This is a genomic window from Cobetia sp. QF-1 (assembly GCF_002213105.1).
In the GTDB taxonomy this organism is placed as follows: Bacteria; Pseudomonadota; Gammaproteobacteria; order Pseudomonadales; family Halomonadaceae; genus Cobetia; species Cobetia crustatorum.
Window position 1 is genome coordinate 246,039 of the sequence record NZ_NBVS01000004.1, and the last position, 11,980, is coordinate 258,018.

8 protein-coding genes and 1 riboswitch are annotated in these 11,980 nt (G+C 63.6%); all 8 genes read left to right on the forward strand.

Annotated features, from left to right (window positions below):
* The first annotated feature begins 42 nt into the window (after positions 1–42).
* A riboswitch (guanidine-I (ykkC/yxkD leader) is annotated at positions 43–150 on the forward strand.
* A gap of 53 nt (positions 151–203) precedes the next feature.
* The 8 genes from CFN46_RS09595 to CFN46_RS09630 all read left to right on the forward strand — a co-directional run bounded on the left by CFN46_RS09595 (position 204) and on the right by CFN46_RS09630 (position 11,867).
* Entirely contained in the window at positions 204–1,352 is a 1,149-nt protein-coding gene (locus tag CFN46_RS09595; RefSeq protein ID WP_088743368.1) for a putative urea ABC transporter substrate-binding protein, read from the forward strand.
* A 108-nt stretch (positions 1,353–1,460) separates the two neighbouring features.
* The gene (locus CFN46_RS09600) at positions 1,461–2,285 is read left to right on the forward strand and encodes an ABC transporter permease (protein WP_077371317.1); all 825 of its coding nucleotides are present in this window, start codon (positions 1,461–1,463) and stop codon (positions 2,283–2,285) included.
* Positions 2,282–3,193 carry an ABC transporter ATP-binding protein gene (locus CFN46_RS09605; RefSeq protein ID WP_088743369.1) on the forward strand — a complete coding sequence of 304 codons (912 nt, stop codon included), beginning with the start codon at positions 2,282–2,284 and terminating at the stop codon, positions 3,191–3,193. The genes CFN46_RS09600 and CFN46_RS09605 overlap by 4 nt, the downstream gene beginning before the upstream one ends.
* Entirely contained in the window at positions 3,177–3,935 is a 759-nt protein-coding gene (locus CFN46_RS09610; protein ID WP_088743370.1) for an urea amidolyase associated protein UAAP1, read from the forward strand. Before CFN46_RS09605 ends, CFN46_RS09610 begins: the two co-directional genes overlap by 17 nt.
* Positions 3,936–4,002: 67 nt before the next feature.
* Positions 4,003–4,737 (forward strand): urea amidolyase associated protein UAAP2, encoded by a 735-nt coding sequence (locus CFN46_RS09615; RefSeq protein ID WP_254918450.1) that lies wholly within the window; start codon positions 4,003–4,005, stop codon positions 4,735–4,737.
* 181 nt (positions 4,738–4,918) lie between these two features.
* Entirely contained in the window at positions 4,919–8,746 is a 3,828-nt protein-coding gene (uca, locus tag CFN46_RS09620; protein ID WP_088743372.1) for an urea carboxylase, read from the forward strand.
* Entirely contained in the window at positions 8,746–10,578 is a 1,833-nt protein-coding gene (atzF, locus tag CFN46_RS09625) for an allophanate hydrolase (protein ID WP_254918451.1), read from the forward strand. Before uca ends, atzF begins: the two co-directional genes overlap by 1 nt.
* A 569-nt stretch (positions 10,579–11,147) precedes the next feature.
* A complete protein-coding gene (locus tag CFN46_RS09630) occupies positions 11,148–11,867 on the forward strand; it encodes a Crp/Fnr family transcriptional regulator (RefSeq protein WP_088743373.1) in 720 nt (239 codons plus the stop codon).
* The last annotated feature ends 113 nt before the right edge of the window (positions 11,868–11,980 follow it).

Below are 11,980 nucleotides of genomic sequence, written 5' to 3' on the forward strand. Positions count from 1 at the left end.
TTAGCGAGGCACCGATAGGCATACAACAATCGAAAATCTACACCAATAGAGCGCTAGGGTTCCGGTGACTGGCTGATAGCCGTCACGACTGGTCCGAGAGCACTCGACCTCCAAGCTGGGGTTACACGGCGGGATAAAAGCCCGGGAGACGCAACGCCTGTAAAGGTCGGCGCCTCTCACTTTTTCCGCCGGAGATAACGACAATGACCCAGCCCACTCGCCTTTCCCCGTCTACGACTTCCCCCTCGGATGCCAGCGCCCAGGTGTCATCCGCTGCTGTCTCATCTGCTTCATCTACCGTTTCCAGAAACGCTTCCAGACGTGCTGCGCTGGCCGGCGCCCTGCTGCTTGGCGCATCGCTGAGCCCGCAGGCCATGGCGCAGGATTCCTTCAGCGTGTGCTGGTCGGTGTATGCCGGCTGGATGCCGTGGGAATACGCGGATACCCAGGGCATCGTCGACAAGTGGGCCAAGAAGTACGACATCAATATCGATGTGGTGCAGGTCAACGATTACGTCGAGTCCATCAATCAGTACACCTCCGGCAATGTCGATGGCTGCGCCATGACCAACATGGACGCCCTCACCCTCCCCGCCGCCAGCAGCGTGGATTCCACCGCGCTGATACTGGGTGACTACTCCGATGGCAATGACGGCGTGATGGTACGCGATGGCGATTCCCTCGAGTCCCTGAGGGACCGTGAGGTCAATCTGGTGCAGTTCAGTGTCTCCCACTATCTGCTGGCACGCGCACTGGACAGCGTCAGCATGAGCGAGCGCGACCTCACCACCACCAATACCGGCGATGCTGACATCGTGGCGCTGGCCAGCAACCCGGACACCCAGGCAGTGGTGACCTGGAACCCCCAGCTGGCCACGCTCAAGGAGATGCCCGGCTACACCGAAGTCTTCAATTCCAGCGACATTCCCGGCGAGATTCTCGACCTGATGGTCGTCAACACCCAGACCCTGAAAGACAACCCGGACTTCGGCCATGCCCTCGTCGGCGCCTGGTATGAGGTTATGGAGAAGATGAAGGCTGGCGACGAAGCCGCGCTCTCCCAGATGGCCGATGCCGCCGGCACCGACCTCGCCGGCTATCAGTCCCAGCTGGCCGCGACCCACATGTACTACACCCCCGCCGAGGCCGTGGCCGCCTTCAATGCGCCGAGCCTCAAGGACACCATGCAGCACATCGCCGACTTCAGCTTCGCACAGGGGCTGCTGGGCGAAGGCGCGCCGGATGCCGGCTTCATCGGTATCGAGACGCCTGCCGGCATCGTCGGCAATGAGGGCAACGTGATGCTGCGCTTCGACCCGAGCTACACCGCCGCACTGGCCGACAGCCAGTAACGCCACGCGGTGGATGCCGCATACCAGCCGCAGGAAAGCTGTCTCTGTGGCTGGTGAACCGACCGCCTCCCTCGACCGCACCCTCGTTCGCACCCGTGGAGCCCGCGCATGAAACGCCTGATCAATCTGACACCCTCCCGTGGTGGCCGCTGGCTGCTCGGTGGCCTGCCCTTCGCGCTGCTGGCCATCCTCTACATCGTGCAGTCCAACCAGCGACTGCTCGACAACCCCAACGACCGCCTGCTGCCGTCCTTCGCGTCCATGGGCGAGTCCTTCGCTAAGCTGGCCACCGAGGTCAACGTGCGCACCGGCGATCTGCCGCTGTGGACCGACACCTTCGCCAGCCTCGAACGCCTGCTGGCCGGCGTGCTGATCAGTGCGCTGATCGGCCTGAGCGTCGGCCTGCTCACCGGCGGCCTGCCGCTGCTGCGCGCCAAGCTGTCCCCGCTGATCACCGTGCTATCCCTGATTCCGCCGATGGCGATCCTGCCGATCCTGTTCATCGCCTTCGGAACGGGTGAGCTGGCCAAGATCGCGCTGATCGTCATCGGTATCACGCCCTTCCTGATTCGCGACCTGCAGAATCAGGCGCTACGCCTGCCCGATGAGCAGCTGATCAAGGCCCAGACGTTGGGCGCCAGCTCCTGGCAGGTGCTGACCCGCGTGCTGCTGCCGCAGCTGACCCCGCGCCTTCTGAGCGCCACGCGTCTGGCACTCGGCAGCGCCTGGCTGTTCCTGATCGCCGCGGAAGCCATCGCCGCCCAGGACGGCCTCGGCTATCGCATCTTCCTGGTGCGCCGCTATCTGGCGATGGACGTCATCCTGCCCTACGTGGCCTGGATCACGCTGCTGGCCTTCCTGCTCGACCGTCTGCTGGTGCTCGTCTCGACCCGCGCCTTCCCCTGGTACCACGCTGAGGAGAGCCAATCATGAGCCTGATCCACGCCAAGGGTCTCGAGAAGCACTACGGCCAGCAGGTCGTGCTGGAACGCATGAACCTGACCGTCGAGGCCGGGGAATTCATCACCCTGGTCGGCGCCTCTGGCTGCGGCAAGACCACCTTCCTCAAGCTGCTGCTGGGCACCGAAGGCGTCTCGCGCGGTGAGCTGCTGCTGGACGGCAAGCCCATCCCCGGCGAGCCAGGGCCGGACCGCGGCATCGTCTTCCAGAAGTATTCCGTCTTCCCGCATCTCACGGTGCTGGGCAACGTGATCATGGCCGAGGAGCTGGCGCGCGCCCCGCTGACCGGCAAGCTGTTCGGGGCCAAGCGTCGCGAGGCACGGGTCGCCGCCGAGAAGCGTCTGGAAGAAGTCGGCCTGTCCCACGCGCTGGACAAGTACCCGCATGAGCTGTCCGGCGGCATGCAGCAGCGCCTCGCCATCGCCCAGGCGCTGATGATGAAGCCGCGCATCCTGCTGCTGGATGAGCCCTTCGGCGCACTGGACCCGGGCATCCGCAAGGACATGCACCAGCTCATCCTGCGTCTGTGGGAAGAACAGCAGCTGACCATCTTCATGATCACCCACGACCTCAAGGAAGCGTTCGAGCTGGGCTCGCGCGTCTGGGTGTTCGACAAGGTGCGTGTCGACCCGCAGGCCCCGCAGGCCTATGGCTCGACCATCACCTACGACCTGCCCACCGAGCGCAGCAAGGCCAAGGCGTCGTCTCAGCAGCCGGGCGCTCACCAGCCGGGCTCTGTCCAAACGGGCGCTGACCAGATGGGCGCTGACCAGATGGGCGCTGACCAGCCGACGCTCGCGCACGAAACGCTGACGACGCCAGCCCACTCCGTTTCCCAAGCCACTCTCACCGGAGGCCAATTCAATGAACATACCGCTTGATGCCGCAACCACCGCCCGCGCCAGCTTTACCGCGAAGTATCAGACCCATCTGCCCGGCGGCCATCACTGGTCGATGCGCATGCCGCGTGGCAGCGCGCTCAAGCTGACCGCCCGCGAGGCCAACGCCAATGTCGGCCTGGTGATGTACAACCCGCAGGACACGCTTGAGCGCCTCAATCTGCCGGACACCCTCAAGGGTCAGCACACCTTCCGCCTCACCGAAGGGCACTGCCTGTATTCCGACATGGGCCGCATCTTCGCCTCCATCATCCAGGATGATCTCGGCTGGCATGACAGCGCCAGCGGCAACCTGATGGAGCAGCACTTCGCCGCCAAGGGCTGGCACAAGAAGGCTTACCAGCAGGCCTTCAATGACTTCACGCCCACCGGCCACGACAGCCTGCTGATCGAGATGGCCAAGTACGGCCTGAGCGAGCGCGACCTGTGCGCCAACCTCAACCTGTTCTCCCGCGTGCGCGCCGATGAAGACGCCAACCTGCACTACGTCACGGACCACTGCGCCGCCGGCGACAGCGTCACCCTGCGCTTCGAGATGGACACCCTCGTCCTGCTGCACACCTGTCCGCATCCGCTGGACCCCGCCGAGGAATATCCGCTGCGCGGCGTGGACATGACCTTCGGCACCGCGACACCGATGGATGAGCACGACGCCTGCTATCTGTCGCGCCCCGAGAATGCCCGCGCCTACGCCAACAACCAGCTCTATCACCTGGCGGGCTGAGGCGTCCCCCGACAGCAGACGGACGCCACGCCGACGGGCCCAGTGGCAACTGGAAACGACGCCCCAGATGACAAGGACAAAGGACATCCCCATGTGCACCTCGACACTCGAACACCCCCATGCCCACACCCCGGCCACGAAGGACGACGCCCCGCTGAGCTACGCAGACCCCGCACAGCAGCCGCGCGAGCTTGAGCGCACCGTCGAGGCCGGCGATCACTTCATCGGGCTGGTGCGCGCCGGTCAGCACCTGCGCATCACTGACTTGCACGGCAATCAGGCCGCCGACACCCTGTTCTTCTCGGCCGACGACACCGCCGAGCGCTACAGCGCGATGGACACCGTGCGCGAGCAGGGCAAGGTCTACCTGACCACCGGCAGCGTGCTGTATTCCACCCGTGGCCGCCCGCTGCTGACCATCACCGGCGATACCTGTGGCCGTCACGACACCCTGGGCGGCGCCTGTTCCAGCGAGTCCAACACCGTGCGTTACGACCTGGAGAAGCGCCACATGCACTCCTGTCGTGACAACTGGATGCTGGCTATCGCCCGCTATCCGAAATACGACCTGACCAAGCGCGACATCGGCCACAACATCAACTTCTTCATGAACGTGCCGGTCACCGCCGATGGCGGCCTGAGCTTCGAGGACGGCCTGTCCGCCCCGGGCAAGTACGTCGAGATGGTCGCCGAACGTGACGTCTACGTGCTGCTCTCCAACTGCCCGCAGCTCAACAACCCCTGCAACGGCTATGACCCGACACCGGTCGCCATCCGCATCAGCGACTCGCCACTGAGCTGAGCCGCCGAGCTGACAGCGACGCTTTCGAACACGCATACGACAAGAAACGGCCGAGCCCCACCTGACGATGTCATCTCTCTTGCATCACTCGTCAGCCCCCAAGGCTCTGCCCGGCTACCGGACGACCGGCAGCTCACAGTTTGAAGGCGGGACGACCCGCCGCCGGAAGGATGACTCCGTCATGTTCCACAAGGTCCTGATTGCCAACCGTGGCGCCATCGCCACCCGAATCCAGCGCACGCTGCGTGCCCTCGGTGTCCAGAGCGTCGCCGTCTACGCAGAAGCCGATCGTGAATCCCCCTTCGTGCGCGAGGCCGATGACGCCTACAGCCTCGGCGAAGGTGCTGCAGCCGAGACCTATCTCGACATCGACAAGCTGATCGCCATCGCCCGCGAGAGTGGCGCCCAGGCCGTGCACCCGGGCTACGGTTTCCTGTCCGAGAACACCCGCTTCATCCAGGCCTGTGACGCCGCCGGCCTGGTCTTCCTCGGCCCGACCGTCGAGCAGATCCACGCCTTCGGCCTCAAGCACGAAGCGCGCACCATCGCCGAAAACGCCGGCGTGCCGCTGGTACCCGGTACCGGCCTGCTGGACGACGTCGAGAGCGCACTGAGCGAGGCCGCCCGTATCGGCTATCCGGTGATGCTCAAGTCCACTGCCGGCGGCGGCGGCATCGGCATGCAGGTGTGTGAGGATGACGCCTCCCTCAGTCGCGCCTTCGATTCGGTCAAGGGTCTGGGCGAGCGCAACTTCGGGGATGGCGGCGTCTTCCTCGAGGCGTACATCGCCCGCGCCCGTCACCTGGAAGTGCAGCTGTTCGGGGATGGTGAAGGCACGGTGATCGCCCTCGGCGAGCGCGACTGCTCCAGTCAGCGCCGCCACCAGAAGGTCATCGAGGAATGCCCGGCACCCGACCTGCCCGAGCGCGTTCGCGACGACATGATCGCCACCGCCATCCGCCTGGGCGAAGCCGTCAATTATCGCAGCGCCGGCACCGTCGAATTCATCTATGACGCCGAGCGTCAGGCCTTCTACTTCCTGGAGGTCAACACGCGCCTGCAGGTCGAGCACGGTGTCACGGAGCTGGTGTGGGGCGTGGACATCGTCGCCTGGATGCTCAAGCTGGGCGCCGGTGAGCTGGGCAACCTGCGCGAGCGGGTCGCGCCGCTGACGCCCCGCGGCCACGCCATGCAGGCACGGGTGTATGCCGAGAATCCGCAGCACGATTTCCGCCCTTCCAGCGGCCTGCTCACCGAGGTGGAGTTCGCCAATGACGCCGTGACCGCCGCCCTCGCCGAGGACAGCCAGCTGCGGGTGGATCACTCCATCGAGGCCGGCTTCGAGGTCCCGGCGTGGTTCGACCCGATGCTGGCCAAGGTGATGGTGCACGCCCCGACCCGCGAGCAGGCACGCGGCGATCTCTCCAGGGCACTGGCCGCCTCTCGCCTCTACGGCATCGAGACCAACCGCCAGTGGCTGTCGCACCTGCTGGAAGACCCGCGCTTCCGCAATGTCGAGATCTACACCCGCTGGCTGGAAGGTCTCGAGTGGGCCGCACCGACCTTTGAAGTGATCGTCCCCGGCACCCTGACCACCGTGCAGGACATGCCGGGTCGCCAGGGGCATTGGGATGTGGGCGTGCCGCCCTCCGGCCCCTTCGATGACTACGCCTTCCGTCTCGGCAATGCGCTGCTGGGCAACGCGGCCGATGCCGCAGGCCTCGAGATCACCCTCAACGGCCCGACGCTGCACTTCCACCGCGCCACGCGCGTGGTGCTGGCCGGTGCGCCGTTGCCCGCCACGCTTTCCGCTCCAGCACTTGAAGGCGGCTCCGATGACACCGCGACTCACGACCTTGCCCTGTGGCAGGTGCATGAGATCGCCGCTGGCAGCACCCTGAGCCTGGGCAAGGTCGCCGCCGGCGCGCGAAGCTATCTGCTGATCGCCGGGGGCATCGACTGCCCGCAGTATCTGGGCTCGCGCGCGACCTTCACCTTGGGCCAGTTCGGCGGCCATGCCGGACGTGCCCTGCGCAGTGGCGACACCCTGCCGCTTGCTGGTCTCGCCGAGTGCCCCCAGCCCGCCCTGACCCGGCTGCCCGAGGCGCTGATCCCGCAGGGCGCTAGCATTATCGATAATGAGCAAGGCAAGACCTCAGGCCGCGAATGGCAGATCGGCGTGCTCTACGGCCCGCACGGTGCGCCTGACTTCTTCACCGAAGACGACATCAGCACCTTCTTCGGCCACCGCTGGGAAGTGCACTACAACTCCAGCCGCACCGGCGTGCGCCTGATCGGCCCGCGTCCGCAGTGGGCACGCGCCGACGGCGGCGAGGCCGGTCTGCATCCCTCCAACATCCACGACAACGCCTACGCCTTCGGCACCATCGACTTCACCGGCGACATGCCGGTCATCCTCGGCCCGGACGGCCCGTCGCTGGGCGGTTTCGTGTGTCCGGCCACCGTGGTGCGCGCGGAACGCTGGAAGCTGGGCCAGCTGGCCGCGGGCGATCGCATCCGCTTCGTCGCACTGACACTGGAAGAAGCCCGCACCATAGAGGTGCAGCAGGACGCCGTGATCGCCGCCCTCGCCAGCGGCGAGCTCGAGACTCTGGACAAGCCCACGGCGGCAACCACCAGCACTGCGGTGAGCACCATCGCCGAGAGCCGCCCACGCCCCGATGACTCTCCTGTCCTCAAGCGTCTGAGCGCCGAGCAAGGCGGCGAGCAGATCGTCTATCGCCGCGCCGGGGATGACTTCCTGCTGATCGAATTCGGCCAGATGGAGCTGGATATCGCGCTGCGCTTCCGCGCCCACGCCTGGATGCTGTGGCTCAAGGAGCATCCGCTGCCCGGCCTGATGGAGATGACACCGGGCATCCGCTCGCTGCAGCTGCATTACGATCCGCGCAAGCTTGCCCTCGCCACACTGATGACGCACCTCGAACAGGCGGAAGTCGCGCTCAAGGATGTCGAGGACATCGAGATCGAGGCGCGCACCGTACACCTGCCGCTGTCCTGGGATGACCCGGCGTGTCAGCAGGCCATCGACAAGTACCAGCGCTCGGTGCGCCCGGACGCCCCCTGGTGCCCGAGCAATCTGGAATTCATTCGCCGCATCAATGGCCTCGCCGATGAGGCGGCGGTGCGCGAGACGGTGCTCAACGCCCGCTATCTGGTGATGGGCCTCGGCGATGTCTATCTCGGCGCGCCGGTGGCCACGCCGCTGGACCCGCGCCAGCGCCTGGTGACCACCAAGTACAACCCGGCACGCACCTGGACCGCCGAGAACTCGGTGGGCATCGGCGGCGCCTATCTGTGCGTGTATGGCATGGAAGGCCCCGGTGGCTATCAGTTCGTCGGCCGCACGCTGCAGATGTGGAATCGCTATCGCCGCACCGAGCACTTCACCAGCCCATGGCTGCTGCGCGTGTTCGATCAGCTGCGCTTCCATCCGGTCAGCCACGAGGACCTCAATCAGATCCGTCGTGACCACCCACAGGGCCGCTACGATCTCAAGATCGAGAAGACCCGCTTCCGCCTCGCCGATTATCAGGCGCAGATCGCCGAGCATCAGGATGAGACCGACGCCTTCCGCGCCCGCCGTCAGGCCGCCTTCCAGCAGGAAATCGACGACTGGCACGCGCGTGGCCAGTTCACCTTCGAAGACCAGGTCAATGACGTGCAGGAAGCCGATAGTCTCGCCGAGGATGAATTGGGTATCGAGACGCCGGTCACCGGTAGCCTGTGGAAGCTGGAAGTCGCCGAGGGCGATCTCGTCGAGGCCGGACAGGTGGTGGCACTGGTCGAATCCATGAAGATGGAAGTCGAGATTCGTGCCCACGCTGCAGGCCGGGTCGTACGTCTGCCGATCAAGGAAGGCAGTGGCGTCGCCCCCGGCCAGCCACTGATTGTGCTGTCGACTGAACTGAATGCTGATACCACCGGAACTGAAAGCGACCGCGACAACGGCACACCCCAGACCCTGTCCTCCGAGGAGACGCTGTGATGATGACCCAACCCCCGCATAACCTGAGCATCACGGCGCTGAGCAAGGCCTACCAGGCCGGTGAACTGACGCCACGCCAATTGATCGACGACCTGCTGGCCGCACGCCCCGAGACAGATGCTGCCTGGATCACCCGTCTGACGGCCGAGCAGCTGGAGCCTTATCTGGCGAAACTCGATGGCGTCGCCCCTGAGTCATTGCCGCTTTATGGCATTCCCTTCGCGGCCAAGGACAACATTGACCTGGCCGGCATCACCACCACCGCAGGCTGTCCGGAATTTGCCTATACACCGAGCGATGACGCCTTCGTGGTCAAGCAGCTCATCGCGGCAGGTGCGATCCCGATGGGCAAGACCAATCTGGATCAGTTCGCCACGGGCCTGGTCGGCGAGCGCGCCCTGCCGGTATATGGCACGCCAGCGAATGCCTTCGACCCCGCCTATGTGCCGGGGGGCTCCAGCAGCGGCTCCGCCGTCGTGACCGCACATGGCCAGGTCAGCTTTGCGCTGGGCACCGATACGGCAGGCTCCGGACGTGTGCCGGCCTGTTTCAACAATCTGGTGGGCGTGAAGCCGACACTTGGCCTGCTCAGTGCCGGTGGCGTGGTGCCGGCCTGCGCGACGCTGGATACCATCTCCATCTTCGCGCTGGGCTGCGATGATGCGGCGCGGGTGCTGTCTATCACGGCTCAATTCGATGCCGACAACCGCTGGGCGCGCGAGCATGACTTCGCCGTGCATGGCCAGGCCTACGGCCTGCTGCCGGATCTTGCCGGCCTGCGTATCGGCGTGCCGCCGCGTACCCAATGGCATACCGATGCCGATTACAGCGGCTACATGGAAGCGGCGATGCGCCAGTGCAAGGTATTGGGCGCCGAGCTGATCGAGCTGGATTGCAGCCCGCTGCTGGCTGCCGCACGCCTGCTCTATGAAGGCCCGTGGGTGGCAGAGCGCTATCACGCGGTGCGTGAACTGATCGAGCGCAATCCCGAGGCACTGCATCCGGTCACGCGCGAGATCACCCTCGGCGGCGCTACGCCGCTGGCAGTCGATGCCTTCGATGCGCGCTATCAACTGGCCGAATATCGTCGCCAGGCCGATGCCCTGCTCGCGCAGGTGGATGTGATGCTGGCCCCGACCACGCCGCGTCTGCCGACCAAGGCGGAACTGGCCGAGGCGCCGATTGCCGTCAATTCGGAGCTGGGCACCTGGACCAACTTCATGAACCTTTTGGACCTGAGTGCACTGGCAGTGCCGGTCGGCTTCAATAGCCAGGGCCTGCCCGGCGGCGTGACGCTGTTCGCGCCCGCCTTTGAAGACCTGCAACTGCTCAGCATCGCCCGCCTGCTCGAGAAGGAATTCTCGCTGCCGCTGGGTGCCAGTGCCGTTGCTCGCCCCCAGGCACGTCTCGCCGACAGCGATCTACCGATGGCGAAGAATGGCCGGCTCGAGATCGCGGTCTGCGGTGCGCATCTCACTGGCATGCCGCTCAATCACCAGCTCACCCAGCGCGATGCCCGCCTGGTCGCCCGTACTCACAGCGCCCCCCGCTATCGCCTCTATCAACTGGATGACGCCACACCCGCCAAACCGGCCATGCTGCGTGCGCCAGAGGGCGGCACCAGCATCGCGCTGGAAGTCTGGTCACTGCCCATCGCCAGTGTCGGCAGCTTCCTCGCCGGCATCCCCTTCCCGCTGGGACTGGGTCAGATCGAACTCGAAGACGGCCGCTGGGTCGCGGGCTTCATCTGCTCGGTCTCCGCTGACTGCGACGTGCCGATGACGGACATCAGCGAGTACGGCGGCTGGAAGGCCTGGGTGGAGCAAAAATAAGCATGTGGCGTGACCTATCTTCTACTTCTAGACAGAAAGATGATGACGGGAAGAGAATGATAGGAAGATGAAAATGGGCGTCCAACTCTCGATGAGTGGGCGCCCATTTTCGTTGATGACGCTGGCCTGTTTCAGGCAGTCAAACCTCGCGTCTTTCTCACACCGACGATAGATACGGTTGGCCTATCCATCAGCATCACAAGAGACTGTCATGAGCATGTGGTCACTGAGACTATGTTACTTTGTAGCGTCAGCTCCATTCGCCATCACGTCTTGACCGTCATCATGACGAGTCAACTAGCACTTATTCAGTAACATTCCATCATTATTGACGTTGTTGCGGGGTGCCAATACTCAGCGTCACCTCCATTCTCAACAAATAGACTGATCACACTTGATGTCGGCTTTTCTCGAGAAGGTGAGTAACGTCGTTAGACCTTCGATTCATCTTGAATAGCGAAGACAATACTACGCCCACCTATAGCCATATAAAATCACAGAAGTAAAAGACATACATAATGTCAAGACAATGGATGTTGCTACACAAACCCTTTCATTGGAGGAAAGGTATGACCGAGCGTCTGACTCATGATCATAATCATTTATTAGCGGCACTGCCTGATGACGTGAAGAAACGATTATCACCGCACATAGACACCGTGCCACTTTCGTTGGGGCAGATCATTCACACGTCAGGAAGCGCACTGAATCACGTCTACTTTCCCATTGATGCGATCGTGTCATTACTTTATGTGACCGAGAATGGTGCCTCTGCAGAAATCGCGGTGGTCGGCAATGAAGGCCTGGTCGGTATTGCTGTCTTCATGGGGGGAGAAAGCACCACCAGTCGCGCGATTGTGCAGAGTGCTGGGCTGGCGTTCAGATTGCCGGTAGATCAGCTGAAGGATGAATTCAACCGCCATGGCGAAATGCTGCACCTGCTGTTGCGCTATACCCAGTCACTCATCACTCAGATGGCGCAGACAGCGGTATGCAACCGCCATCATTCGATCAACCAACAGTTATGTCGCTGGTTGCTGCTGTCCCTGGACCGGCTGCCGAGTAATCAATTGGACATGACCCAGGAGTTGATCGCCAACATGTTGGGAGTGCGTCGTGAGGGCGTTACCGAGGCGGCCGGAAAACTGCATAAACTGGGTATCATCGAATATCGACGTGGCCATATCACGGTACTCGACAGACCGCGACTCGAAGAACGAAGTTGTGAGTGTTATGCGGTGGTAAAAAAGGAAAGCGATCGCTTGATGCCCTATTCGCTGATTATCTGATTATCTAACTGCCTGAATGCCTGAATGCCTGAATGCCTGAATGCCTGAATGCTTAAAAAGACTGAGTGCTCACTGGTAATAACAAACCGTTGAACACCACACTACGTTAAATT